The 25,003-nt window shown below is 67.0% G+C and carries 22 protein-coding genes; 20 read left to right on the forward strand and 2 right to left on the reverse strand.

The features are described from left to right. Nucleotides 1-100 precede the first annotated feature (100 nt). From AC3RCE_RS08925 to AC3RCE_RS09000, 16 genes are all read left to right on the forward strand, one after another. Nucleotides 101-1,060 (forward strand): Bug family tripartite tricarboxylate transporter substrate binding protein, encoded by a 960-nt coding sequence (locus AC3RCE_RS08925; RefSeq protein WP_492254959.1) that lies wholly within the window; start codon nt 101-103, stop codon nt 1,058-1,060. 76 nt (nt 1,061-1,136) lie between these two features. Beyond that, a complete protein-coding gene (locus tag AC3RCE_RS08930; protein ID WP_218294050.1) occupies nt 1,137-1,655 on the forward strand; it encodes a tripartite tricarboxylate transporter TctB family protein in 519 nt (172 codons plus the stop codon). Between the two features lie 12 nt (nt 1,656-1,667). Next, complete coding sequence (locus tag AC3RCE_RS08935; protein WP_218340748.1) at nt 1,668-3,173, forward strand: tripartite tricarboxylate transporter permease; 1,506 nt, start codon at nt 1,668-1,670, stop codon at nt 3,171-3,173. Nucleotides 3,174-3,380: 207 nt separating this feature from the next. After that, a complete protein-coding gene (locus AC3RCE_RS08940) occupies nt 3,381-3,827 on the forward strand; it encodes a hypothetical protein (protein ID WP_492254960.1) in 447 nt (148 codons plus the stop codon). Continuing rightward, nucleotides 3,746-4,057, forward strand: a complete 312-nt coding sequence (locus AC3RCE_RS08945) for a DUF2325 domain-containing protein (RefSeq protein WP_492254961.1) — start codon at nt 3,746-3,748, stop codon at nt 4,055-4,057. The genes AC3RCE_RS08940 and AC3RCE_RS08945 overlap by 82 nt, the downstream gene beginning before the upstream one ends. A 116-nt stretch (nt 4,058-4,173) precedes the next feature. Then, nucleotides 4,174-5,685: a sigma-54 interaction domain-containing protein gene (locus AC3RCE_RS08950; protein ID WP_218340750.1), complete on the forward strand. Its 1,512-nt coding sequence runs from the start codon at nt 4,174-4,176 to the stop codon at nt 5,683-5,685. Nucleotides 5,686-5,837: 152 nt separating this feature from the next. Next, a complete protein-coding gene (locus AC3RCE_RS08955; protein WP_492254962.1) occupies nt 5,838-7,031 on the forward strand; it encodes a substrate-binding domain-containing protein in 1,194 nt (397 codons plus the stop codon). A 175-nt stretch (nt 7,032-7,206) separates the two neighbouring features. Next, entirely contained in the window at nt 7,207-8,679 is a 1,473-nt protein-coding gene (locus AC3RCE_RS08960) for an extracellular catalytic domain type 2 short-chain-length polyhydroxyalkanoate depolymerase (protein WP_369642117.1), read from the forward strand. Nucleotides 8,680-8,949: 270 nt separating this feature from the next. Then, the gene (locus AC3RCE_RS08965) at nt 8,950-9,723 is read left to right on the forward strand and encodes an ABC transporter ATP-binding protein (RefSeq protein WP_218294056.1); all 774 of its coding nucleotides are present in this window, start codon (nt 8,950-8,952) and stop codon (nt 9,721-9,723) included. Next, nucleotides 9,720-10,466: an ABC transporter ATP-binding protein gene (locus AC3RCE_RS08970; protein WP_492254963.1), complete on the forward strand. Its 747-nt coding sequence runs from the start codon at nt 9,720-9,722 to the stop codon at nt 10,464-10,466. The genes AC3RCE_RS08965 and AC3RCE_RS08970 overlap by 4 nt, the downstream gene beginning before the upstream one ends. A gap of 115 nt (nt 10,467-10,581) precedes the next feature. Beyond that, a complete protein-coding gene (locus AC3RCE_RS08975; protein WP_218294058.1) occupies nt 10,582-11,568 on the forward strand; it encodes a branched-chain amino acid ABC transporter permease in 987 nt (328 codons plus the stop codon). Nucleotides 11,569-11,584: 16 nt separating this feature from the next. After that, the gene (locus tag AC3RCE_RS08980) at nt 11,585-12,658 is read left to right on the forward strand and encodes a branched-chain amino acid ABC transporter permease (RefSeq protein ID WP_492246074.1); all 1,074 of its coding nucleotides are present in this window, start codon (nt 11,585-11,587) and stop codon (nt 12,656-12,658) included. Nucleotides 12,659-12,758: 100 nt separating this feature from the next. Beyond that, nucleotides 12,759-14,888: a D-(-)-3-hydroxybutyrate oligomer hydrolase gene (locus tag AC3RCE_RS08985; RefSeq protein WP_492255368.1), complete on the forward strand. Its 2,130-nt coding sequence runs from the start codon at nt 12,759-12,761 to the stop codon at nt 14,886-14,888. Between the two features lie 100 nt (nt 14,889-14,988). Next, nucleotides 14,989-16,155, forward strand: coding sequence for an ABC transporter substrate-binding protein (locus tag AC3RCE_RS08990; protein ID WP_218294061.1), 1,167 nt, complete (start codon nt 14,989-14,991; stop codon nt 16,153-16,155). A gap of 46 nt (nt 16,156-16,201) precedes the next feature. After that, on the forward strand, nt 16,202-17,068 hold the full coding sequence (locus AC3RCE_RS08995; protein WP_492254964.1) for an alpha/beta fold hydrolase: 867 nt from the start codon (nt 16,202-16,204) through the stop codon (nt 17,066-17,068). 82 nt (nt 17,069-17,150) lie between these two features. Continuing rightward, entirely contained in the window at nt 17,151-17,618 is a 468-nt protein-coding gene (locus AC3RCE_RS09000) for a DM13 domain-containing protein (protein WP_218340758.1), read from the forward strand. A gap of 357 nt (nt 17,619-17,975) precedes the next feature. On the opposite strand, the gene AC3RCE_RS09005 is transcribed toward AC3RCE_RS09000, so the two are convergent. Both AC3RCE_RS09005 and hemH read right to left on the reverse strand, forming a co-directional pair. After that, the gene (locus tag AC3RCE_RS09005) at nt 17,976-20,468 is read right to left on the reverse strand and encodes a Lon protease family protein (RefSeq protein WP_492254965.1); all 2,493 of its coding nucleotides are present in this window, start codon (nt 20,466-20,468) and stop codon (nt 17,976-17,978) included. Nucleotides 20,469-20,619: 151 nt separating this feature from the next. Beyond that, nucleotides 20,620-21,732: a ferrochelatase gene (gene hemH / locus AC3RCE_RS09010; protein ID WP_369642143.1), complete on the reverse strand. Its 1,113-nt coding sequence runs from the start codon at nt 21,730-21,732 to the stop codon at nt 20,620-20,622. Nucleotides 21,733-21,882: 150 nt separating this feature from the next. Between hemH and AC3RCE_RS09015 the strand changes: the two genes are divergently transcribed. The 4 genes from AC3RCE_RS09015 to AC3RCE_RS09030 all read left to right on the forward strand — a co-directional run bounded on the left by AC3RCE_RS09015 (nt 21,883) and on the right by AC3RCE_RS09030 (nt 24,950). Further along, entirely contained in the window at nt 21,883-22,554 is a 672-nt protein-coding gene (locus AC3RCE_RS09015; RefSeq protein ID WP_218294083.1) for an amino acid ABC transporter permease, read from the forward strand. Between the two features lie 13 nt (nt 22,555-22,567). Then, complete coding sequence (locus AC3RCE_RS09020; RefSeq protein WP_492254966.1) at nt 22,568-23,221, forward strand: amino acid ABC transporter permease; 654 nt, start codon at nt 22,568-22,570, stop codon at nt 23,219-23,221. A gap of 85 nt (nt 23,222-23,306) precedes the next feature. Beyond that, nucleotides 23,307-24,113, forward strand: a complete 807-nt coding sequence (locus AC3RCE_RS09025) for a transporter substrate-binding domain-containing protein (protein WP_396506906.1) — start codon at nt 23,307-23,309, stop codon at nt 24,111-24,113. 48 nt (nt 24,114-24,161) lie between these two features. Then, nucleotides 24,162-24,950: an amino acid ABC transporter ATP-binding protein gene (locus AC3RCE_RS09030; RefSeq protein ID WP_492254967.1), complete on the forward strand. Its 789-nt coding sequence runs from the start codon at nt 24,162-24,164 to the stop codon at nt 24,948-24,950. The last annotated feature ends 53 nt before the right edge of the window (nt 24,951-25,003 follow it).

Here is a 25,003-nt window from a genome sequence, read left to right on the forward strand (position 1 = left end):
CGCATGCGCCGTATGGGTGTTTTCCCTGAGTCGCAGGACAGCCGTTTGACAGGCAGCGCGCGCATCATCGAACGGTTCGCAAACCTTACAAGGAGACACCATGCGTCGCGATATGTTTCTGAAATCACTGGCTGCCATGGCCGCCGCCGGCGTGCTGCCGGTATCGGCCCAGAGCGCCCACGCCGTCAAGATGATGATTCCCGCCAACCCTGGCGGTGGCTGGGACACCACGGGCCGTGCGCTGGGCAAGGCCATGCAGGATGCAGGCGTCGCGTCGTCGGTGTCTTATGACAACAAGGGCGGCGCCGCTGGCGCCATCGGCCTGGCCCAGTTCGTCAACGCCAGCAAGGGCGACCCGAACGCCCTGATGGTGATGGGCGCCGTGATGCTGGGCGGCATCATCACGGGCAAGCCGCCCGTGGGCCTGGACAAGGTGACCCCGCTCGCGCGCCTGACCAGCGAATACAACGTGTTCGTGCTGCCCGCCAATTCGCCTTTCAAGTCCATGAAGGACGTGGTGGACCAGCTCAAGAAGGATCCCGGCAGCGTGAAGTGGGGCGGTGGCTCGCGTGGTTCCACCGAGCACATCGCGGCAGCGATGATCGCCCGCGAAGTGGGCGTGGACCCCGCCAAGATCAACTACGTGGCCTTCCGTGGGGGTGGTGAGGCCACCGCCGCCATCCTGGGCGGCAACGTCACGGTCGGCGGCAGCGGCTACAGCGAGTTCGCCGAGTACATCACCGCGGGCAAGATGCGCGCCGTGGGCGTCACCTCGGGCTCGCGCCTGAAGGGCGTGAACGTCGCCACGCTCAAGGAGCAGGGCATCAACGTGGAAATCGGCAACTGGCGCGGCGTGTACGGCGCGCCTGGCATCACCCCCGAGCAGCGCAAGGCGCTGATCGAGGCCCTGTCCAAGACCTTCAAGCACAAGGCCTGGCAAGATGCGATGGAGAAGAACGGCTGGACCCCCGCATGGATGGCCGGCGACGAGTTCGCCAACTTCGTGGATGCCGAGTTCGCCAGCATGCGAGCCACCATGGCCAAGTCGGGGATGATCTGAGGCCAGCAAGTTAGGCCTCGGCTGCGCGGCCCCTGCGGGGTGCGCGGCCTTGCTGCCCGCCCGGTGAAGGAAAAACATGACACAACAACATTCATCGCGCTCCAAGCCCTTGCAGACCCTGATAGGGGCGGGCCTGGTGGTGCTTGCGCTGTTTCTGGCCTGGGGTGCCAGCACGGTCAGCTCGGAGGCGGGCTACGGCGGCGTGGGCCCCAATTTCTTTCCCTGGGTGGTCAGCATCGCCTTGCTGATCTGCGGCGTGCTCTGCGTGGTGCATGCACTGACTGGGGGCTTTCGTGAGCTGGAAGAGGGCTCGGGCGACGAGCGCGCCCACTGGAAGGGCTTCATCTGGGTGTCGGCCGGGCTGCTGCTCAATGCCTTGCTCATCACGACGCTGGGCTTCATCCTGAGCTGCGCGCTGTGCTTCGTGCTGTCGGTGCGGGGCTTCAAGAGCTCGGAAGGCGAGCTGGACCTGCGCCTGCGGGCCTGGATCAAGGATTCCCTCATTGGCGTGGCCGTGGCCGCGCCGGTGTTCTGGATGTTTACGCAATTGCTGGCCATCAACCTGCCCGGCCTCACCAACACGGGGTGGCTGTAAAGCCTGCACGCCATGGAAACGTTGAACCTCCTGATGCAGGGTTTTGCCACCGCTGCCACTCCCATCAACCTGATGTGGGCCTTCGTGGGCTGCATGATCGGCACCGCCGTGGGCGTGCTGCCCGGCATCGGGCCGGCCGTGGCGGTGGCCATGCTGCTGCCCATCACCGTGAAGGTCGAGGCCACGGCCTCCATGATCTTCTTCGCGGGCATCTATTACGGCGCCATGTATGGCGGCTCCACCACGTCCATCCTGCTGAACACGCCCGGTGAGGCGGGCTCCATGGTCACCGCCATGGAGGGCAACAAGATGGCCAAGAACGGCCGTGCGGGCGCGGCGCTGGCGACCGCCGCCATCGGCTCGTTCGTGGCGGGCACCATCGCCACCGTGCTGGTCACGTTCTTTGCCCCCCTGGTGGCTGAATACGCCGTGCGCCTGGGCCCGCCCGAGTACTTCATGCTGATGGTGCTGGCCTTCACCACCGTGAGCGCGGTGCTGGGCAAGAGCACGCTGCGCGGCATGGTGGCGCTGTTCGTCGGCCTGGCCATGGGCCTCATCGGCATCGACCAGATCTCGGGCCAGGCGCGCTACACCGGTGGCGTGCCCGAGCTGATGGACGGGATCGAGGTGGTGCTGATCGCCGTGGGCCTGTTTGCCGTGGGCGAGGCCTTGTACAACGTGATGTACGAAGGCAAGACCGACGAAACCCAGAACCGCCTGACCAGCACGCACATGACCAAGGAGGAGTGGAGGCGTTCGTGGCCCGCATGGATCCGCGCCACCTTCATCGGCTTTCCGTTCGGCACCGTGCCCGCGGGCGGCAGCGAGATCCCGACCTTCCTGAGCTACGCCGCTGAAAAGAAGCTGAGCAAGCACAAGGAAGAGTTCGGCACCACCGGCGCCATCGAAGGCGTGGCGGGCCCCGAGGCCGCCAACAACGCGGCCATCACGGCCACGCTGATCCCGTTGCTCACGCTGGGCATTCCCACGTCCAACACCACGGCCATCCTGCTGGGTGCGTTCCAGAACTACGGCATCCAGCCCGGCCCGCAGCTGTTCGACACCAATGGCGCGCTGGTGTGGGCACTGATCGCCTCCATGTACATCGGCAACGTGATGCTGCTCATCCTGAACCTGCCGCTGGTGGGCCTGTGGGTGAAGCTGCTCAAGATTCCCAAGTCGTACCTGTACGCGGGCATCCTGGTGTTCTCCACGCTGGGCGTGTACGGCATGCGCCAGAGCGCGTTCGATCTGGTGCTGCTGTATGCGATCGGCCTCTTGGGCGTGGTGATGCGCCGCTTCGACTTCCCGGCCGCTCCAGTGGTGGTGGGCATGATCCTGGGGCCTCTGGCCGAGGCGCAGATGCGCAACGCCGTGTCGATTGGCGAAGGCAAGTGGACGATCTTCCTGGAGCGCCCCGGTTCGCTGACGCTGATCGTCATCGTGCTGTCCGTGCTCATCGTGCCGCGCCTGCTGCGGCGCTGGGCGGCACGCAAGCTGGCGGCGCTGGAGCGCTGATACACACAAAGGCTCGCAAAAAAGAAAACCGCGCCACATGGCGCGGTTTTTTCATGCGGGCACCGGCTGGTGCAGACGGCGGATTTCGCAAGCCAGACCACAAGGGTTTCATGCCCCCGTTGCCTTCCCCACCAAGGTGACTTGCGTGCTCACAAGCCGTGAATCGTACCATAAAATGCGAATAGTTCTTATTTGCAAGGATGGTGCATGCAATCACTTCCGCAGGAGTTTCTGGCGCTCTGCCGCCAACTGGGCGATGCACAGAAGCGCTGCAGCACCGCCATGGCCGCCCAGGCCGCGCAGATCGAGGCACTGCAGCGCCAGGTGGTGCGGCTGCGCGCCCAGGTCATCGTGCGGGACACGCGCCTGGCGATGGCGCGGGATGAACTGGAGCGGATGAAGGCCGCGCACCCCGGCCTGCCCCGCCGCAAGGCCATGGCGCTCCACATCGGCGTGCTTGCCGAGCGCATCGCGAGCTTGTCGCGCGAATGCCTGCGCTGGCGGCTGGCGGCACAGGCCGATGCGGCTCCCGCCAGCGCCGTGGAGCCCGCCTGCGGCGCTGCGGCGGCCGCGTGCATGCCCCGGCCGGCGCCCTGCGCGGGGCGCCCGCGGGCTCGGCGCTCGACGCCAACCTGGCCGCGGCCGACCTGGTGATCTGCCAGACCGGCTGCATCAGCCATGACGAGTACTGGCGGGTGCAGGACCACTGCCGCCGCACGGGCAAGCCTTGCATCCTGGTGGACCAGCCCCTGGCCGTGCGAGAGGCAGAGGCGCTGGCCGCCATCCAGCCCATGGTGGTCCTGCGCATGGTGCGCGCGCAGCGCCCTGCGGACGGCACCACCACCGGGCAGAAGGCGTTGATCTTGAATGAAAATGGCCGCTAGCGCTGAAGGAATAAGCGCAAGATGCTATTGATTTGATAGTATTTGGCGGCGCGGGTTCGAGGCGCTGCGCCGGGCCCGTGGCGCATGTGGCGGCCGCGCCGCGCTACCATCCGCGGATGCCCCTGCTCACCGACGACGCCCCCGCACTGCCGCTGGATGCCCAGGGCATTCTCGAACTGGCGGCGCGGTCCATGTTCCAGCTGTTTTCCAGCGTCAGCCAGGGCATGTTCCTGGTGGACCGCAGCGGGCGCATCGTGTGGGTCAACGAAGGCTACCAGCGCTTTCTGCCCGACCTGGGGTTCTCCTCGGTCGACCAGTTCGTGGGCCGCACGGTGGAAGAGGTGATCCCCAACACCCAGATGCGCCGCGTGCTGGAGACCGGCCAGCCCGTGCTGATCGACCTGCTCACCAACAAGGCGGGCACCTTCGTGGTCAGCCGCATCCCGCTGCGCGACGATGCCGACCGCGTGATCGGCGCCATCGGCATCGTGCTGTTCGACCACCCCGAGACCACGCTGCAGCCGCTGATCAGCAAGTTCGCGCTGCTGCAGCGCGACCTGGACGACGCGCGGCGCGAACTGGCCAGCCAGCGCAGCCGCTCCCTGGCCGTGGCGGGCGACGGCGAGCGGCGCGCCAAGTACACCTTTGCCAGCTTCATTGGCTCCAGCCCTGCGGCGGCCGAGGTCAAGCGCCAGGCGCGGCGCGCGGCGCAGTCCAGCAGCCCCGTGTTGTTGCTGGGCGAGACGGGCACGGGCAAGGAGTTGCTGGCCCACGCCATTCATGCGGCATCGAGCCGCGCGAGCGGCCCGTTCGTGAGCGTCAACATTGCCGCCGTGCCCGACACATTGCTGGAGGCCGAGTTCTTTGGCGTGGCCCCCGGGGCCTACACCGGTGCCGACCGCAAGGGGCGCGACGGCAAGTTCAAGCTGGCCGACGGCGGCACGCTGTTCCTCGACGAAATCGGCGACATGCCGCAAAGCCTGCAGGCCAAGCTGCTGCGGGCCCTGCAAGAGGGCGAGATCGAGCCGCTGGGCTCCAATAAGCTCGTGCCCTTCAACGTGCGCATCCTGGCCGCCACGTCGCGCGACCTGGCCGCGCTGGTGCGCGAAGGCAAGTTCCGCGAGGACCTGTTCTACCGCCTGCACGTGCTGCCCGTGCGCGTGCCGCCGCTGCGCGTGCGGCGCACCGACATCCCGGCCCTGGTGGAGGCGCTGGGTGAAGACCTGGCGCTGCGCAACAGCACGGCCCCGCCCGAGCTGCTGCCCGATGCCATGGCGCTGCTGGCGGGCCAGCCCTGGCGCGGCAACATCCGCGAACTGCGCAACGTGCTGGAGCAGGCCGTGATGCGCAGCGACTCGCCGTCCATCGACGCCGCCCAGCTCGAGCGTGTCCTGCGCGAGGCCGGCGTGGAGCCGGCCGCTCCCGCGCCGGTGCTGGACACGGCTTCCATGGCCGATGCCCAGGACGAAAGCCGCTACCTGCGTCCGCTGGCCGAGCAGGTGGCCGAGCTGGAGCGGCGCGCCATCGCGGCGACCCTGAAAGCCCATGGCGGCAACAAGCTCGCCACCGCACGGCAACTGGGCATCTCGCGGGCCACGCTGTATGGACGTCTGGAAAACCCTGAATAAATATCAGACATATGTCTGATATTTCTACAATTGGATTGTTCAAAAATCAGACCATGTCCCGCAGGCGTCAGCAGGGTTTTTATACAAATCAACAGCTTGCATGCTGGCATGAACTGTGCAATGTTCAGGCATCACAACAAGGAGACATCGCCATGCATCGTCGCACCCTGGTCGCCCTGGCCACCGCTGCCGTCACCGCCGCCACGCTTTCCTCCCCCGCTTTCGGCCAGGCCGGGGAAATCCGCATCGCCCACATCTACAGCAAGACCGGCCCGCTGGAGGCCTATGGCAAGCAGACCCAGACCGGCCTGCTGATGGGCCTGAACTACGCCACCGGCGGCAGCATGACCGTCAATGGCAAGAAGCTCGTCGTGATTGAAAAGGACGACCAGGGCAAGCCTGACCTGGGCAAGAGCCTGCTGGCCTCGGCCTATTCGGACGACAAGGCCGACATCGCCGTCGGCCCCACGTCCTCGGGCGTGGCCCTGGCGCTGCTGCCCGTGGCCGAGGAATACAAGAAGATCCTGCTGGTGGAGCCCGCCGTGGCCGACGCCATCACCGGCGACAAGTGGAACAAGTACATCTTCCGCACCGGCCGCAACAGCAGCCAGGATGCCATCTCCAACGCCGTGGCCGTCGACAAGGCCGGCGTCACGGTGGCCACGCTGGCGCAGGACTATGCCTTCGGCCGCGACGGCGTGAAGGCCTTCAAGGACGCGCTCAAGAACGCCAAGCTCGTGCACGAGGAGTACCTGCCCACGACCACCACCGACTTCACTGCCGGTGCCCAGCGCCTGATCGACAAGCTCAAGGACGTGCCCGGCCGCAAGGTCATCTTCATCATCTGGGCCGGCGCGGGCAACCCCTTCAAGATCGCCGACATGGACTTGAAGCGCTACAACATCGAGATCGCCACGGGCGGCAACATCCTGCCCGCCATGGCCGCGTACAAGAACTTCCCTGGCATGGAAGGCGCCACGTACTACTACTTCGGCATCCCCAAGAACCCCGTGAACGAAGCCATGGTGGCCGCGCACTACAAGGAGTTCAAGACCCCGCCGGACTTCTTCACCGCCGGCGGCTTCAGCTCCGCCATGGCGCTGGTCACGGCCCTCAAGGCCACGAACGGCGACACCAACACCAACAAGCTCATCAAGACCATGGAGGGCATGAGCTTCGAGACCCCCAAGGGCAAGATGACCTTCCGCAAGGAAGACCACCAGGCCATGCAGAGCATGTACCACTTCAAGATCAAGGTGGACCCGGCCTTCGCCTGGGGCGTGCCCGAGCTGGTGCGCGAGATCAAGCCTGAAGAAATGAACGTGCCGATCCGCAACAAGCGATAGGCCGGTTTTTTCGATGCGTTAGCGAGGCCCGACGGACAGGACAACCATCCTGCTCCTTCGGGGTTCATCCCGCAGGGGCGGCCGCCCCTCTTTTTCCAGTGAATTGATGCATGAACCCCCGGATCACACGGGGGCAGGGTCGGTTTTTCTCAAAATTATTTGGAGACAAGACAACATGGCTTTCAATTTCATCCGGGCGGCTGCAGCAGGGGCTGTAATTTCAATGTGCGCAGCGGGCGGCGCGATGGCCGCCGTCAACCTGCCCGCGCTCAAGATCGACAAGACCCAGACCACCGTGTCGGGCCTGTCGGCTGGCGGCTTCATGGCCGTGCAGCTGCACGTGGCGTATTCGGCCACGTTTGCCAAAGGGGTGGGCGTGGTCGCGGGCGGGCCGTTCTATTGCGCCGAGGGCTCGGTCGTCAATGCCACGGGGCGCTGCATGGCCAGCCCGGCGGGCATTCCCACCAGCACGCTGGTCAGCACCACCAACACCTGGGCCAGCCAAGGCGCCATCGACCCCGTGGCCAATCTCCAGAACTCGAAGGTCTACCTGTTCTCGGGCACGCTCGACAGTGCGGTCAAGACCGGCGTGATGGATGCCCTGCGCACCTACTACAACAGCTTCGTGCCGGCCGCCAACGTGGTCTACAAGAAGGACATCGCGGCCGAGCACGCCATGGTCACCGACGACTACGGCAACGGCTGCACCACCAAGGCCGCGCCCTACATCAGCAACTGCAACTTCGACCTGGCCGGTGCCATGCTGCAGCACCTGTACGGCCCGCTCAATGCACGCAACAACGCGGCGCTGCCCACCGGCAACTTCATCGAGTTCAACCAGAGCGAATTCATCTCCAACCACGGCATGGCCGCCACGGGCTGGGCCTATGTGCCGCAGGCCTGCCAGGCGGGCGGCAGCACCACCTGCAAGCTGCATGTGGTGCTGCATGGCTGCAAGCAGAACATCAGCGATGTGCAGCAGCAGTACGTGCGCAACACCGGCTACAACCGCTGGGCCGACACCAACAACATGGTGATGCTGTACCCACAGACCAGCACGGCCGCCACCAACAGCTGCTTTGACTGGTGGGGCTACGACAACGCCAACTACGCCAAGAAGTCCGGTCCGCAGATGGCGGCCATCAAGGCCATGGTGGACCGGGTCTCCAGCGGCGGCACCACCAACCCGCCGGTGGACCTGCCTGCCCCCACGGGCGTGAGCACCTCGGGCGCCACCGCCAGCAGCATGGCGATTGCCTGGAATGCCGTCTCGGGCGCTGCCAGCTACAACGTGTACCGCAACGCCAACAAGGTCAACGCGCTGCCCGTGACCGCCACGAACTACAGCGACACCGGCCTGGCCGCTTCCACCACCTACAGCTGGACCGTGCGTGCCGCCGATGCCAACGGCGCCGAAGGCGCCGTGTCCGCCGCGGCATCCGGCACCACGCTGGCGGCGCCGGGTGGCGGCACGGGCACCTGCACCACGGCCAGCAACTATGCGCACACCCTCGCGGGCCGGGCGTACGCCTATGCGGGCTTCGCGTATGCCCTGGGCTCCAACCAGGGCATGGGCTGGTGGAACGTGTTCGTGACCACCACGCTCAAGCAGACCAGCCCCGGGTACTACGTGATCGGTACCTGCTGAAGCATGTACAACCCCGTGAGCCGCTTCGCGTCTTCCCCCTTCTCTCGGAGGGCTGCGCCATTCGGGAAGGGGAGGCGCCAGCGCACGCAGGAGAAACGCCGCTGTGCAGCTTGGGCGGCCCTTGCGCGGCGATTGCTGGTTTCGCCCGCGCCAGTTGCGGAGACTGTTTGGCGATGAAAACGCAGTGCAGGTCTTGGCATCCCGCCGCAGGGCTGGGTTGCCGGGCTCTTTGAATGAAATGACGACGACCGTGAAAGTGAAACACCACCCATGAGCACCTTGGCCACCAAGGACTTGACCATCCGCTTCGGCGGCCACGTGGCGGTCAACGCCGTGACCTGCTCCTTCGAGCCCGGCACGCTGACCGCCATCGTGGGCCCCAACGGTGCGGGCAAGACCACGTACTTCAACCTCATCTCGGGGCAGCTGCGCGCCACGGCGGGCAGCGTCACGCTGGGCGGGCAGGACCTCACGGGCCAGTCGGTCTCGGCGCGCACGCATGCGGGCCTGGGCCGGGCGTTTCAGCTCACCAACCTGTTCCCGAACCTCAGCGTGCTGGAGAACGTGCGCCTGGCCGTGCAGGCCACGCAGGAGGGCAAGCACCGCCGGGGCCTGAACCTGTGGAGCATCTGGAGCGACCACCGCGCGCTGACCGAACGGGCGCTGGCCATCCTGCACACGGTGGCCATGCACGAGCGCCGCGACACCCCTGTGGCCAGCCTGCCGCACGGCGACCAGCGCAAGCTCGAAGTGGCGCTGCTCATGGCGCTGGAGCCGCAGGTCTACATGTTCGACGAGCCCACGGCCGGCATGAGCCACGACGAGGCGCCCGTGATCCTGAACCTGATCCGCGAGCTGAAAAAAGACAAGACCAAGATCATCCTGCTGGTGGAGCACAAGATGGACGTGGTGCGCGAGCTGGCCGACCGCATCATCGTGCTGACCAACGGCACGCTGGTGGCCGACGGCCCGCCGGCAGAAGTGATCGCCTCGCCCGTGGTGCAAGAGGCCTACCTGGGCGTGACGAAGGAGGCGGCAGCATGACCACCACCACCAACAACAATACCGGCAACCTGCTCGAACTCAAGGGCGTGCACACCCACATCGGCGCGTACCACATCCTGCACGGCGTCGACCTGGCCGTGCCCAAGGGCCAGCTCACCATGCTGCTGGGCCGCAACGGCGCGGGCAAGACGACCACGCTGCGCACCATCATGGGCCTGTGGCATGCGTCCCAGGGCTCGGTCCACTTCGGGGGCAAGGACATCACGGCGCTGAACACACCGCAGATCGCGGGCATGAACATCGCCTACGTGCCCGAGAACATGGGCATCTTCGCGGACCTGACCGTGAAGGAAAACATGCTGCTGGCCGCGTGCGGCGCCAAGAACGCGGCGCAGATGGACACGGCACGGCTCGAATGGATCTTCAAGCTCTTCCCGGCCGTGGAGAAATTCTGGAACCACCCGGCCGGCAAGCTCAGCGGCGGGCAAAAGCAGATGGTGGCCGTGAGCCGCGCCATCGTCGAGCCGCGCGACCTGCTCATCGTGGACGAGCCGAGCAAGGGCCTCGCCCCCGCCATCATCAACAACATGATCGAGGCGTTCGACCAGCTCAAGAAGAGCGGCGTGACCATCCTGCTGGTGGAGCAGAACATCAACTTCGCGAAGCGGCTCGGCGACACCGTGGCTGTGATGGACAACGGCCAGGTGGTGCATGCGGGCAGCATGGCCGCGCTGGCGCAGGACGAGGCACTGCAGCGGTCGCTGCTGGGGTTGGCACTATGAATTCCACAAAAAATTTCAAGCTATTTTGGCCTCTGGCGCTGGATGGCAAGGCGCCGAAAGCTATTAAAAATATAGCATTCAAGCGCGTGGCGCTTGCCACGCAAGGAGACCGGGCATGAGCATCACCCGCGACTTCGACTGGAAGCCCCTGGCCCTGGTGCCCGCGCTGGCACTGCTGGTGCTGCCCTTCATCGGCTCGCCCAGCACCTGGCTCACGCTCACGGTGGCGGGGCTGGCCATGGGCATGATCGTGTTCATCATCGCCTCGGGCCTCACGCTGGTGTTCGGCCTCATGGACGTGCTCAACTTTGGCCACGGCGTGTTCATCGCGCTGGGCGCCTTCGTGGCCACCAGCGTGCTGGGCACCATGGGCGACTGGACGCAAAGCGCCGAGCTGTGGCGCAACCTGCTGGCCGTGCTGCCCGCCATGCTGGTGGCCATGGCCGTGGCGGGCGCGGTGGGCCTGGCGTTCGAGCGTTTCATCGTGCGGCCCGTGTACGGCCAGCACCTCAAGCAGATCCTCATCACCATGGGCGGCATGATCATTGGTGAAGAACTCATCAAGGTCATCTGGGGCCCCGCGCAGATCCCGCTGCCGCTGCCCGAGGGCATGCGTGGCTCGCTGCTCATTGGCGATGCCGCCATCGAGAAATACCGCCTGGTGGCCGTGGCCGTGGGGCTGCTGGTGTTCGCCGTGCTGGCCTGGACGCTGTCGCGCACCAAGGTCGGCCTGCTCATCCGCGCCGGCGTGCAGGACCGCGAGATGGTCGAGAGCCTGGGCTACCGCATCCGCCGCCTGTTCATCGGCGTGTTCGTGGTGGGCTCGGCCCTGGCGGGCCTGGGCGGGGTGATGTGGGGCCTGTACCAGCAGAACGTGGTGCCGCAGATGGGCGCGCAGGTCAACGTGCTGATCTTCATCGTGATCATCATCGGCGGCCTCGGGTCCACGGGCGGCGCCCTCATCGGCGCGCTGCTGGTGGGGCTCATGGCCAACTACACCGGCTTCCTGGTGCCCAAGGTGGCGCTGTTCTCCAACATCGCGCTGATGGTTGCGATCCTGCTCTGGCGTCCGCAGGGTGTGTACCCGGTCGCGAACCGTTGAAGAGGAGCCCCAAGACATGCTGAACCGACTTCTTTCCAACGACTACCCGCGCAGCAAGGTGCTCGCGGTGATCCTGGTGGCCATCCTCATCGGGCTGGCGTTTGCACCCTTCCTGTTCCCGGGCGTCAAGGCGCTGTCGGTGGCAGCCAAGGTGCTGATCTTCGTGGTGCTGGTGGCCAGCTTCGATCTGCTGCTGGGCTACACCGGCATCGTGAGCTTCGCGCACACCATGTTCTTCGGCATCGGGGCCTACGGCATCGCGGTGGCCACCACCCGCCTGGGGCCGACCTGGACGGCGCTGGGCGTGGGCATTGGCGGCGCGCTGCTGCTGTCGCTGCTGCTGTCGCTGGCGGTGGGGCTGTTCTCGCTGCGGGTGCGCGCCATCTTCTTCGCGATGATCACGCTGGCCGTGGCCGCGGCGTTCCAGACGCTGGCCTCGCAGCTGTCCGACATCACGGGCGGCGAGGACGGCCTGACCTTCAAGGTGCCCGAGATCCTGTCGCCCAGTTTCGAGCCCTTCGAGGAGCCCTTCCTGGGCGTGGCCATCGACGGCCGCCTGATCTGCTACTACCTGCTGTTCGTCGCGGCCGTGGCGCTGGTGCTGGCGCTGCTGCGCATCGTCAATTCACCGTTCGGCCGCGTGCTGCAGGCCATCCGCGAGAACGAGTTCCGCGCCGAGGCCATCGGCTACCGCGTGGTGGTGTACCGCACCACGTCGAGCGTGCTGTCGGCGCTGTTCGCCACCATGGCGGGCGCGATGCTCGCGCTCTGGCTGCGCTACAACGGGCCCGACACCTCGCTCAGCTTCGAAATCATGATGGACTGCCTGCTCATCGTGGTGATCGGCGGCATGGGCACCATCTACGGATCGGCCATCGGCGCCGTGCTCTTCCTGGTGGCGCAAAGCTACCTGCAGGACCTGCTGCGCCTGGGGCACGAGGCCACCTCGGGCCTGCCCTGGCTGTCTGCGCTGCTCTCGCCGGACCGCTGGCTGCTGTGGCTGGGCGTGCTGTTCGTTCTGTCGGTGTATTACTTCCCTACCGGTGTGGTGGGGCGCCTGCGCGCGGCAGCTGCGCGCAAGGCGGGGTAGGCGGCCCCTTCCCGCACGCGGGCTGGTGCGGAAGGGGCATGGGTCAGCTGTGCAAGAAGCAACGCGAAGAAAAATACCAGGAGACAAGCACATGATGAGCATGAAGACAGGGTTTCGTCCGTTCGTTCCCGCCGCGGTGGCAGCCGCCGTTCTCGCCGCCTGTGGCGGTGGGGATGGCGAGCAAGTCCCCCTCAATGCAAAGCCCGCATACCTGGGCGCCATTGCCGAGACTGCCTATGACGGCAGCAGCAACGACCTGTTGACCGCGGGCCTCGGTGCCACCGGCATGGCGGCGGCGCTGCCGCCCGCCTATGCCGACCCGCTCAAGCCCACCGCCGCCGAGTTGCGCCGCACGGCCATCCACACCAACTACCGCGCCATGCTCGACATGACGGCCGCGGGTGGCTACGGCCTGCTGTACGGCCCCAACGTGGACGCGCAGGGCAAGGTCACGGCGGGCGAGGGCAAGGTGGCGGGCACCGAGTACATCGCGTTCGCCGACGACGGCACGGGCCGCAAGAACGTCACCCTGATGGTGCAGGTGCCTGCGAGCTTCGATCCCAGGAAGCCCTGCATGATCACCGCGACCACATCGGGTTCGCGCGGCGTGTATGGCGGCATCTCCACGGGCGAGTGGGGCCTCAAGCGCGGCTGCGCCGTGGCGTATTCGGACAAGGGCACGGGCGGTGCGCCGCACGACCTGCAGAACGACACCGTGCCGCTCATCGACGGCACCCGGACCACCGCCACCGCGGCGGGCAAGGATGCGGCCTTCAATGCCGGGCTCACGGCATCGGAGCTCGCGGCCTTCAACAAGGCCACCCCCGACCGCTTCGCCTTCAAGCATGCCCATTCAGGCCAGAACGCCGAGAAGGACTGGGGCACCACCACGCTGCAGGCGGTGGAGTTCGGCTACTACGTCCTCAACCAGCGCCACGGCGAGACCAACGCGGCCGGCCAGCGCCTGAAGACGCTCACGCCCCGCAACACCATCGTGATTGCGTCCAGCATTTCCAACGGTGGCGGCGCGGCGATCGCCGCCGCCGAGCAGGACACGCAGGGCCTGATCAGCGGCGTGGCCGTGTCCGAGCCCGCGCTGGAGCTGCCCGCCAACCCTGGCGTCACGGTGCGCCGTGGCAGCACCGAGGTGGCGGTCACGGGCAAGACGCTGGTGGACTTCACCACCTACGCCAACCTGTACCAGGCCTGTGCATCGCTGGCGCCGTCGGTCAGCGCCAGCCCCTTCGCCGCGGCGTTCGCGGCCGGGTTTGCCAGCGCGGCGCTGCCCATCGCGCCCAACCGCTGCGCGGCGCTCAAGACGGCGGGGCTGCTGTCGGCCTCCACCACCGCAGCGCAGGCCGAAGAGGCGCTGCAAAAGCTGCGCGCCTATGGCTGGGAGCCCGAGTCGAACGACCTGCATGCGTCGCTGGCCGCGTTCGAAGTGGCCCCGGCCGTGGCGGTGACCTTTGCCAACAGCCTGTCGCGCAGCAGCGTGAAGGACCACCTGTGCGGCTTCAGCTACGCGGCCACGGCGACCACGGGCGCGGTGGTGCCCCTGGCGGCCGCAGCGTTGCCGGGCATGTTCGCCACCGGCAACGGCGTGCCGCCTTCCGGTGGCATCAACCTCGTGAACAACCTGGGCAAGCTGGGCCCGGCGCGCGACTTCCTGTCGTTCTCGGACGCGGGCGTGGCCGACTGGAACACGGCGGGCGCGCTGTGCCTGCGCAACCTGGTCACCGGCACCGACGCAGCGGCCAGGAAGCTGCAGGCCGGCGTGGATGAAACCCGCCGCAACGGCAACCTGCGGGGCAAGCCCGCCGTCATCGTGCACGGCCGGGCCGATGCGCTGCTGCCCGTGAGCCACACCTCGCGCCCCTATGCCGCGTTGAACAAGAAGATCGAGGGCGCAGCCAGCCGGCTCAGCTATGTGGAAGTGGCCAACGCCCAGCATTTCGACAGTTTCATCGGCCTGCCCACGGTGCTGCCGGGCTACGACACGCGCTACGTACCGCTGCACGTGTACCTGAACCACGCGCTCGATGCCGTGTACGAGCACCTGGCCAATGGCAAGGCCTTGCCCGCCAGCCAAGTGGTGCGCACCGTGCCCCGGGGCGGCACACCCGGCAGCGCGCCGGCCATCACTGCCGCCAACGTGCCGCCACTGGCCACCGTGCCCGCTGCGGCCAATGCCATTGCCATTGCGGCAGGCGCCATCTCCATCCCCGACTGACGCGGGCCCCCGGCTGGCGAAAGAGGGAATCACCCCGTGTGCCGCGCCCGCGGTGGGCGTGGCGCCGGGGCCATGTGTTTCTGGCGCAAAGGATGGATGTATGAACGCTGTGATGAAGACCTGGGGCCGCCGCATGGCGTCGGCGCTGGCGGTGCCCGTTGTGCTGGCCCTTGGCGCCGCTGGCGGCACTGCGCCCGCGCGTGCCGCCGAGATCGTGGTGGGGCAGGTGGCGCCCTTGTCGGGCGTGCTGGCCAGCACCGGCGCGCAGATGGTGCTGGGCGGCAAGATCTACTTCGACTGGATCAACGCCCAGGGCGGCGTGCATGGCGCCTCCATCCGCCAGGCGGTGGTGGACGATGCCTACAAGGTGGACGACACCGTGAAGCTGACCCGCGAGATGCTGGCCAGGCCCGAGGTGGTGGCGCTGTACGGTTTCGCGGGCACGGCCAACATCACCCAGCTGCTGGCCGACGGCGTGCTGGAGCAGGGCGGCGCCGCGCTGGTGGCGCCCTACACGGGGGGCGAATCCCTGCGCAACCCTTTCAACCCGTGGATCTTCCATGTGCGCGCCGGGTATGCGGACGAGACTGAACACATGGTCCAGCAGCTCACCACGCTGGGCATGAACCGCGTGGCCGTGATGTACCAGGACGACGGTTTTGGCAAGGCGGGCCTGGCGGGCGTGGAGGCGGCGCTGGCCAAGCGCAACCTCAAGCTCGTGGTGGCGGCCGGCTATGAACGCAACACCGACAAGGTGGACGATGCCGTGAAGGCCATCAAGGCGGCCGACGTGCATGCCGTCATCATGATCGCCGTCAACAAGCCCGCGGCCGCGTTCATCCAGCGCTACCGCGAGCAGGGCGGCGGCGCGCAGCTGTACAACATCTCCGTGGTGGACCCGACCGAACTGGTCAAGCTGGCGGGCCTGAAAAACGCCCACGGCCTGGGCATCAGCCAGGTGGTGCCGTACCCCTACCGGCCTCAGCTGCCGGTGGTGCGCGAGTACCAGTCGCTGCTCAAGAAATACGCGCCCGATGCCGAGGTCAACTACACCAGCTTCGAGCAGTTCCTGGGCGCCAAGGTACTGGTCGAAGCCCTGCGCCGCGCCGGGCCCCTGCCCACGCGCACCAAGGTCGTCAAGGCGCTGGAGTCGATGCAGAGCTATGACCTGGGCGGCATCACGCTGGGCTATTCGCCCACCAACCGCATCGGCTCGCGCTATGTCGAGGTCACCGTCATTGGCAGCAATGGCCGCCTCATGAAGTAGCCGGCCGCCACCTGTTTTCCATCTGTTGTTCCCAAAGGTTGCCACCATGTCCCCCATCTCGCGCTACGCCACTTGCGCCGGCTATGAAATCCACTACATGGAGTGGGGCGCGCGCGATGCCCCCGTGGTGGTGGCATGGCACGGCCTGGCGCGCACCGGGCGCGACATGGACGAACTCGCCGCGCACCTCGCCCCGCGCTACCGCGTGATCTGCCCCGACACCATCGGCCGGGGCCTGAGCCAGTGGGCGCGGGCGCCGCAGGACGAGTACCGCCTGTCGTTCTACGCGCGCATCGCGGCCGGCCTGTTCGACCAGTTGGGCATCGAGAAGGCGCACTGGGTGGGCACGTCGATGGGTGGGGCGATCGGCACGGTGTGCGCATCGGGCCTGTTCCAGCCGCAGCTCAAGGAGCGCATCGCCAGCCTGCTGCTCAACGACAACGCGCCCCGCCTGGCGGATGCCGCGCTCGAGCGCATCAAGGCCTATGCGGGCCACCCGCCCTCGTTTGACACCGTGATGGAGTTGGAAGCCTTCTTCCGGCAGGTGTACCAACCCTACGGCTGGCTCAGCGATGCGCAGTGGAGTCGCCTGACCGAGACCTCGACCCGGCGCCTGCCCGACGGCCGCGTGACGCCGCACTACGACCCGGCCATGGTGCAGCAGTTCACGCACCACACCAACGACTATCTGATCTGGGACCACTACGACGCGCTGGAGATCCCCGTGCTGTGCCTGCGCGGTGCGGAATCCGACCTGGTGCTGCGCGAGACCACCGCCGAGATGCTCACGCGGGGCCCCGGCGCGCGCGGGCTGGCGCAGGTGGTGGAGGTGCCCGGCTGCGGCCATGCCCCCGCGCTCAATGTGCCGGAGCATTACGCGCTGGTAGACGGGTTTCTGGCACGCGCATTCTGAACGGATGGAGCGGGGAGTCGCGCAGCGTTGAAGGCGAGGGCGCTGCGCGGTACATTGGGCCCACACCACTCAACCCCTCGCCATGAAACCCCTGCTGCTCATCGCCTCGCACCTGCTTGCCCTGGCTTTGGGGTTTGCGCTGGGTGTGTATGTGCTGCCGATCTTGATAGCGCCGGATGCGCCCACGCAGCAGGAGATCCAATCCAGCCTGCCCACTGCCCCATGGACGGCCACCTTCCGCCGTGACCTCAAGGACAGCGACGCCCTGCACTGGGGCGAGGGCGCCGTGTCCCTCGGCCCGCAGGCCGTCAGCCTGCTGGGCAAGCTGGCCCCGGGGCCGGACTACAAGCTCTACCTGTCGCCCGAGTTTGTCGAGACCGAGGCCGAATTCAAGCGCCTCAAGCCCCAGATGCTGCGCGTGGGGGATGTGAAGACGTTCAACAACTTCATCGTCCCGGTGCCGCAGGGCGTGGACCTTACGAAGTTCAACACCGTGATCGTGTGGTGTGAGACCTTCAGCGAGTTCATCACCGCGGCGCAGTACCGGTAGTTCTGGCCGTTAAGTCGGAGTCTGCGGGGCGATTTGCGCCAATGCTGCCTGCAGCCCGGCCAGTCCACCTGCGCGCTGGCCGTTGATAGAAATTTGCGGCATCTGCCGGACCGGCGGCCCGCAAATCCGTGCCCAACAACGATGCGACTGTTTTGATAAAAGAGAGGCGCCTCGGCAATGACATCCAGCGTGATGTCTCCAGCTTCCTCGCCGTTCCTAAGCACGATGCTTTCGAGCAAGCTGATTCCTCCAGATTGACTCTCATCGTCCGCCGCCGTCTCAACGAGACCACAAGTACTTGTGTACGGTCACTCACTGAGCTCTTTTGCAAAATCCGTCTATGGGGTACGGACCTAACTACCGCCCCCGAACCCCTCGCCCCCTCCGCGCAGCCCCCGCGATCTGACAAGCGCGCCGGTACGCGCGCAAGGTCAGCTCCGCGCGCTGCATCACCGTGTCCTCCACCGTAGCAGCCCCTCCGGCCAGCTCATCCGCCTGCGCCTGCAACAACTCCGCCGGGCTCATCCCCGACGCCTCCCCCGTCAGCAGCGCAATCCCCTCGCTCACATGCCCCATGGTGTAGACATGAAACAGGCCGCGCTCCACCGCGTCCAGCACCGTGCGGTCCAGCATCAGGTGGCGCTGGTTGCGCGCGGGGATCAGCACGCCGTGCGTGCCGTCGAGCCCCGTCGCCATGCAGGCCTGGAACCAGCCTTCGATCTTTTCATTGATACCGCCCACGGGCAGCACCTCGCCGTGCTGGTTGAGCGCGCCGGTCACAGCAATGCCCTGGCGCAGGGGCAGGCCTGACAGGCTGGACAGCAGCGCATACAGCTCGGCGCACGAGGCCGAGTCGCCTTCCACGCCGCTGTATTCCTGCTCGAACACGATGGATGCGTTGAGCGCCAGGGGTGCCACGTGGCTGAACAGGGCGGTGAGGTAGCTGTGCAATATCAGCACGCCCTTGTCGTGGATGGGGCCGGACATATCGACCTCGCGCTCGATGTTGAGCAGGCCCTCTTGCCCGGCAAAGGTGCGCGCGGTGATGCGCACGGGGAAGCCGAAGCGGTAGTCGCCCAGGTCGATCTGCGTCATGGCGTTGATCTGGCCGGTGATGGAGCCCGCCAGCGAGATCAGGCGCTCGCCTTCGGTGATGGAGTCGTGCAGTTCTTCTTCGGGCTGGTTGTGGCGCTGGGTGCGGGCGGCCAGGGCGGCCAACACGTCGCCCGCCTGCACCAGCGTGCCGCCGCGCGCCTTGCACAGGGCGGCGCTTTCGATGGCCAGCGCTTCGGTGTGTGCAAAGCGCGCGCTCTGGCGGCGCTGGTCATCGGCCTCACGGTGGGTTTGCTCCAGCAGCAGGGCCACGGCGTCGGGGCCGAAGTGGGGCAGGCCGCGCTTTTTGCAGACCTGCGCCACCAGGATGGCGGTGGCGTGGTGCGTGGCAGGGGTGGCGGCAAAGTGGTCTGAAAAATCCACCTTCACGCGAAAGCGGCGTGCGGCGTCGGGGTCGGCGTCTTGCAGCGCGTAGTACTCGTCCACCGATCCGATCAGCACGATCTTCACATCCACGTCCACCGGCTCGGGCTGCAGCGCCGCTGCGCCGCCCGGCGCGTGGCCGGGGCCACCGCTGGCATCTTCGATCTGCAGGCGGCCGCAGCGCAAGAAGCGGCGCAGGCGTTGCCACAGCCCTTCTTCGGCAGCCAGGTCGTGCAGGTGCAGCAGGATGAAGCCGCCATGCGCCTTGAGCAGGCTGCCCGCGTGGATGCCGGTGTGGTCGGCCTGCACGGTGTCGGCGTCCGAGCCGTGCTCGATGCTGCCAAACAGCGTGCGCTGGGTGGGGTTGTCTTCCACCACCACGGGCGCGGCGGTGCGGCCGTGGTTGTCCACCACCAGGTTCACCTGGCAGCGGGCCAGCAGGTCATCGAGCGCATCCTTGCGGTCGTCTTCGGCGTCGGTGCCCTGGTCGCCACCGCGTTCGGCGCCCAGGGGCTCGAACAGGTCGATGTCGGCCAGCACCGCATGCTCCACTTGGTCAAGCCAGTGCGTGAGCTTGACGGTGTCCTTGATCTGCTTGCGCAGGCCCTGGCGGATGTCGTGCAGGGCGTGTTCCACCAGGGGCTTGATGGTTTGGCGGCGCAGGGTGGCCAGGGCGTCGTCGCGGGCGCGCTCCAGCGGGCGTGCGGCTTCAAGAAAGCGGGCGATCTCGGTGCGCAAGGCGTGCTCGGCGGCGTCAATCTCTGCGCGGCGCTCGCGGGGCAAGGCGCGGGCTTCGGCTTCTGTCAGCGGCTGGCCTTTGGGGCCGGTGAGGGTGAACACCATCTGCCCGCCTTCGCGCGAAATGCGGAACTGGCGCGCCTCGGCAAACGCGTCCAGCACGGCAAAGGCCTCGCTCTCTTGCGCTTGCCAGGTTTTCTCGATGCGCTCCGCCTCGGCCTTGAAGTCGGCGGCTGCGAGGTGTTTCGGGATATCGGCCTGCAGGTTCTTGGCCATGTCGGCCATGCCTTGGCGCAACTGCCGGCCCTGGCCCGCCGGCAGGCGCAGGGCGAGGGGGTGGTCGGGCTTGTCGAAGTTGTGCAGGTAGCACAGGTCGGGCGGCACGGCGCGTTCTGCCGCCGCAGCCTGCATGGCCTGGCGCAGCAGCGACGCGCGCCCGCTGCCCACTTCGCCCAGCACGAACAGGTGGTAGTCGGGCTGGTGCAGCCCCAGGCCGAACTGCGCGGCGGCCTGCGCGCGCTCCTGGCCGATCCAGGGCAGGGCCAAGTCCTGCAGTTCGGCCGTGCTGGCAAAGCCCAGCGTGGCGGGGTCGATCGTCAGCCGTAGCTGGTGGGGGGCGAGGGCGAAGGCGGGCATCGGTACAGGGTGGGTGGGAGAGGGCAGGCCAGCGTGTTGGGGTGCGCAAGCTGCGCGGTTGTCAGGGGCTGCCGTCTCCAGAATTTGAATGAAAATGGCCGCTAGCGCTTGATGGATAAGCGCTAGTAGCTATAAAAAATATAGTGACCAGTCAATGGGACACAGGGCAGGGCCCGGCAGGTGCGCCCCCTGCCTGCGCATGGCTGCGCGCATCGGCCAGCGCCGCGGCGGTGGGCGCCTCGGTGGGCCAGCCCGCCAGGTGCTGCTGCGCCACCCGGCTGAGGGCCGTGATCCAGTGGTTGTTGTCGTTCAGGCACGGGATGTAGTGGAACTCCTTGCCGCCCGCGTGCAAGAAGGCCTCGCGCACTTCCATGTTGATTTCTTCCAGCGTCTCCAGGCAGTCGCTGGTGAAGCCGGGGCACACCACGTCCACGCGCCGCGTGCCGGCCTTGCCCAGCGCCTCGATGGTGGGCTGGGTGTAGGGTTCCAGCCACTTGGCCTTGCCAAAGCGCGACTGGAAGGTGATGCGGTAGCGCTCCGCGCGCAGGCCCAGGCGCTCGGCCAGCAGGCGGCCGGTCTTGCGGGCCTCGCAGTGGTAGGGGTCGCCCAGGTGCAGGGTGCGCTCGGGCACGCCATGAAAGCTCATCACCAGCTGGTCGGGCTGTCCGTGGTGCTTCCAGTGGGTTTCGATGGTGCGGGCCAGCGCGTCGATGTAGCCGGGGGCGTCGTGGTAGCGGTTCACGAAGCGCAGTTCGGGCACGTGGCGGGTGCGTGCGGCCCAGGCGTACACCGCGTCGAACAGGCTGGCCGTGGTGGTGCCGGAGTACTGCGGGTACAGCGGCAGGATCAGGATGCGCGTGGCGCCCTCGGCCTTCAAGGCGTCGAGCTGGCTGTCGATGGAAGGGTTGCCATAGCGCATGGCGTGGCGCACCAGCACTGCGTGCCCAGCCTCGCCCAGCCAGCCACGCAGCAGCGTGGCCTGCCTGGCCGTCCACACCGCCAGGGGCGAGCCCTCGGCCGTCCAGATGCTGGCGTACTTGGCGGCCGACTTGGCGGGGCGGGTGCGCAGGATGATGCCGTGCAGGATGGGCCACCACGCCAGCTTCGGGATCTCCACCACGCGGTGGTCGCCCAGAAACTGCGCCAGGTAGCGCCGCACGGCGGGCGCGGTGGCGGCGTCGGGCGTGCCCAGGTTGCACAGCAGCACTGCGGTTCGCTCGGCCTGGCCGTGGGTGTAAGGGGGTTCGGGGCGGAAGGAGGGCATGCGGCATTTTCGCCCACGCGTGGTGCCTGGTGGGGGCTGGGGGTTGGATGTGGGCCCGGCGCCTGTTTTTGGGGGCGCTCGGGTAATCCCCGATGTGGTTGTGAAACCGGTTTCATAAACTCTGCGCATCCACTCCGAACCACCCACGCCGTGAATTACCAGTTCCAGTTCGACGCCGTTTTCGCCGCATGGCCGCTGCTGCTCAAAGGCACGTGGATCACCGTGCAGCTGTCGCTCACGGCCACGGTGCTGGGGCTGGTGGTGGCCGTGTTCTGCGCCTGGGGCAAGACGGGCGGGCCGGCGTGGCTGCGGTTCTTGATCAACGCGTACATCGAGGTCATCCGCAACACGCCGTTCATCGTGCAGCTGTTTTTCTTCTTCTTCGCGCTGCCGTCCATCGGCCTGCGCTGGTCGCCCTACACCGCGGCGCTGACGGCGATGGTGGTCAACCTGGGGGCCTACGCGGCAGAGATCGTGCGGGCGGGCATCGAGTCCATCCCCAAGGGGCAGATCGAGGCGGGCAAGGCGCTCAACCTGAAGCCCTGGGAGATCTTTCGCTTCGTCATCCTCAAACCCGCGCTCAAGGCCATCTACCCCGCGCTCACCAGCCAGTTCATCCTGCTGATGCTCAGCTCGGCCGTGGTGTCGGTGATCTCGGCGGACGACCTGACCTCGGTGGCGGCGAACCTGCAGTCGCAGACCTTCCGCAGTTTCGAGATCTACATCGTGGTGGCGCTGATCTACCTGGTGCTGGCGCTGTCGTTCTCTGCGCTGTTCAAGCTGATCTACCAGCGCGCGCTCAACTACCCCGACCGCCGATAAAGAGACCCGGACCATGCGTACCTTCGGAGTCTCCGAATTCCTTTTCATCCTGCAGGCCGCGCAGTGGACACTGGCGCTGTCGGCCATTGCCTTCGTCGGCGGGGCGCTGCTGGGCCTTGTGGTGGCGCTGTCGCGCACGTCCGAGAGCGCCGTGGCGCGCAATGCGTCGCGCGTGTTCATCCAGGTGTTTCAGGGCACGCCGCTGCTGCTGCAGCTGTTTTTGATCTTCTTCGGCGCGCCGGTGCTGGGGCTGGACATCAACCCCTGGGTGGCGGCGGGCGTGGCGCTGGTGCTCAACAGCGCGGCGTTTCTGGCCGAGATATGGCGCGGCTGCATCGAGGCGGTGCCGCGCGGCCAATGGGAGGCCGCGCAGGCCCTGAACCTGAGCTACATCAACCGCATGCGCTTCGTGGTGCTGCCGCAGGCCTTCAAGATCGCGCTGCCACCCACCGTGGGCTACACGGTGCAGATCATCAAGGGCACATCGCTGGCCGCCATCATCGGTTTCACCGAGATCACGCGGGCCGGGCAGATCATCAACAACGCCACCTTCCAGCCGCTGCATGTGTTCACCACCGTGGCGGCGCTGTACTTCGTGATCTGCTGGCCGCTGTCGCTGCTGGCCGCGCGCATGGAGCGCAAGCGGGCCCGGGCGCTGGCGCGCTGACGGCATCGCCGCCAACGCCAACAGCGCCTTCGTTCATTCATTGCTTTTTTATCTCTCGTTCATAACCACTACCAGGAGACATGCCATGACCTTTTCCCTGCACCGCCGCACCGTCACCACCGCCTTGGCCGCACTGGGCCTGGGCGCCGCGCTCACGGCGTTTGCGCCGCTGGCCTCGGCACAGTCCGTGGCCGACATCAAGAAAAAGGGCGAGCTCACCATCGGCATGCTGGTGGACTTCCCGCCTTACGGCACGACCAACGCGCAGAACCAGCCCGACGGCTACGACGCCGACGTGGCCAAGCTGCTGGCCAAGGAGCTGGGTGTGAAGGCCAACATCGTGCCCGTCACCGGCCCCAACCGCATTCCCTTCCTGCTGACCAACAAGGTCGACGTGCTGGTGGCGTCGCTCGCCATCACGCCCGAGCGCGCCAAGCAGGTGCAGTTCTCGCAACCCTATGCGGCCGCCACCATCGTGCTGTACGGCAAGACCGGCAGTGCCATCAAGAGCGCGGCGGACCTGAAGGGCGTGCGCGTGGGCGTGGCCCGTGCCAGCACGCAGGACGTGGCCGTGACCAAGGCCGCGCCCGAGGGCACCGAAATCCGCCGCTTCGACGACGACGCATCGGCCATGCAGGCACTGATCTCCGGCCAGGTCGATGCCATCGGCTGCTCGGTCACCGTGGCCGCGCAGATCGCCAAGCGCGTGCCCGCCAACACCTTCGAGAACAAATTCAACCTGCTGCAGCAGGCCATGGGCATTGCCCTGCGCCCCGGCCAGGACGAGTTGACCCGCGCGGTGAACGACTTCGTGGCGCGCAACACGGCCAACGGCGAGTTGAACAAGCTGTATCAGAAGTGGCTGGGCGCGGACCTGCCCAAGCTGCAATAACCCATATCGGATGAGCGTGAGCCCCAGCCACCCCAGGAGCCTTTGACAATGACGGACGCAGTCACGACGACGAAGACCACCGCCGGTGCACCCCCCATCATCACGATGGAGGGGGTCAACAAGTGGTACGACAGCTTTCAGGTGCTGACCGACATCGACCTGTCGGTGCGGGCCGGCGAGCGCATCGTGATCTGCGGGCCGTCGGGCTCGGGCAAGTCCACGCTGATCCGCTGCATCAACCGGCTGGAGACGGTGCAAAAGGGTCGCATCGTGGTCGACGGCATCGAGCTGACCGCCGGCGGCAAGAACGTGGACGCCGTGCGTGCCGAGGTGGGCATGGTGTTCCAGCAGTTCAACCTGTTTCCGCACCTCACCATCCTCGAGAACTGCACGCTGGCGCCCATGCGATCGCGCGGCATGAGCAAGGCCGAGGCCGAAGAGGTCGCCATGAAGTACCTCACGCGGGTGCGCATTCCCGAGCAGGCGCACAAGCACCCCAGCCAGCTGTCGGGCGGGCAGCAGCAGCGCGTGGCCATTGCCCGCGCGCTGTGCATGGCCCCCAAGGTGATGCTGTTCGACGAACCCACGTCGGCGCTGGACCCGGAGATGGTCAAGGAAGTGCTGGACACCATGATCGGCCTGGCCGAGGACGGCATGACCATGCTGTGCGTGACGCACGAGATGGGCTTTGCGCGCAGCGTGGCCGACCGCGTGATCTTCATGGCCGACGGCAAGATCCTGGAGCAGGCGCCGCCCGCGCAGTTCTTCGGCCAGCCGGAGCATGAGAAGACGCGCCAGTTCCTCGGCCAGATCCTGAGCTCCCACCACGCGCACTGAGGCCGTGGTGGCCGCACGTTGACGAAGGCCCGGCTGACGGGCTTGAAAGAACA

This window comes from Acidovorax sp. GW823-FHT05D11, assembly GCF_058795695.1.

Bases quoted from the DNA above. Each gene is read 5' to 3' on its own strand.
- AC3RCE_RS08925 (WP_492254959.1), top strand. From the start codon at position 101: ATGCGTCGCGATATGTTTCTGAAATCACTGGCTGCCATGGCCGCCGCC.
- AC3RCE_RS08930 (WP_218294050.1), top strand. From the start codon at position 1,137: ATGACACAACAACATTCATCGCGCTCCAAGCCCTTGCAGACCCTGATA.
- AC3RCE_RS08935 (WP_218340748.1), top strand. From the start codon at position 1,668: ATGGAAACGTTGAACCTCCTGATGCAGGGTTTTGCCACCGCTGCCACT.
- AC3RCE_RS08940 (WP_492254960.1), top strand. From the start codon at position 3,381: ATGCAATCACTTCCGCAGGAGTTTCTGGCGCTCTGCCGCCAACTGGGC.
- AC3RCE_RS08950 (WP_218340750.1), top strand. From the start codon at position 4,174: ATGCCCCTGCTCACCGACGACGCCCCCGCACTGCCGCTGGATGCCCAG.
- AC3RCE_RS08955 (WP_492254962.1), top strand. From the start codon at position 5,838: ATGCATCGTCGCACCCTGGTCGCCCTGGCCACCGCTGCCGTCACCGCC.
- AC3RCE_RS08960 (WP_369642117.1), top strand. From the start codon at position 7,207: ATGGCTTTCAATTTCATCCGGGCGGCTGCAGCAGGGGCTGTAATTTCA.
- AC3RCE_RS08965 (WP_218294056.1), top strand. From the start codon at position 8,950: ATGAGCACCTTGGCCACCAAGGACTTGACCATCCGCTTCGGCGGCCAC.
- AC3RCE_RS08970 (WP_492254963.1), top strand. From the start codon at position 9,720: ATGACCACCACCACCAACAACAATACCGGCAACCTGCTCGAACTCAAG.
- AC3RCE_RS08975 (WP_218294058.1), top strand. From the start codon at position 10,582: ATGAGCATCACCCGCGACTTCGACTGGAAGCCCCTGGCCCTGGTGCCC.
- AC3RCE_RS08980 (WP_492246074.1), top strand. From the start codon at position 11,585: ATGCTGAACCGACTTCTTTCCAACGACTACCCGCGCAGCAAGGTGCTC.
- AC3RCE_RS08985 (WP_492255368.1), top strand. From the start codon at position 12,759: ATGAAGACAGGGTTTCGTCCGTTCGTTCCCGCCGCGGTGGCAGCCGCC.
- AC3RCE_RS08990 (WP_218294061.1), top strand. From the start codon at position 14,989: ATGAACGCTGTGATGAAGACCTGGGGCCGCCGCATGGCGTCGGCGCTG.
- AC3RCE_RS08995 (WP_492254964.1), top strand. From the start codon at position 16,202: ATGTCCCCCATCTCGCGCTACGCCACTTGCGCCGGCTATGAAATCCAC.
- AC3RCE_RS09000 (WP_218340758.1), top strand. From the start codon at position 17,151: ATGAAACCCCTGCTGCTCATCGCCTCGCACCTGCTTGCCCTGGCTTTG.
- AC3RCE_RS09005 (WP_492254965.1), bottom strand. From the start codon at position 20,468: ATGCCCGCCTTCGCCCTCGCCCCCCACCAGCTACGGCTGACGATCGAC.
- hemH (WP_369642143.1), bottom strand. From the start codon at position 21,732: ATGCCCTCCTTCCGCCCCGAACCCCCTTACACCCACGGCCAGGCCGAG.
- AC3RCE_RS09020 (WP_492254966.1), top strand. From the start codon at position 22,568: ATGCGTACCTTCGGAGTCTCCGAATTCCTTTTCATCCTGCAGGCCGCG.
- AC3RCE_RS09025 (WP_396506906.1), top strand. From the start codon at position 23,307: ATGACCTTTTCCCTGCACCGCCGCACCGTCACCACCGCCTTGGCCGCA.
- AC3RCE_RS09030 (WP_492254967.1), top strand. From the start codon at position 24,162: ATGACGGACGCAGTCACGACGACGAAGACCACCGCCGGTGCACCCCCC.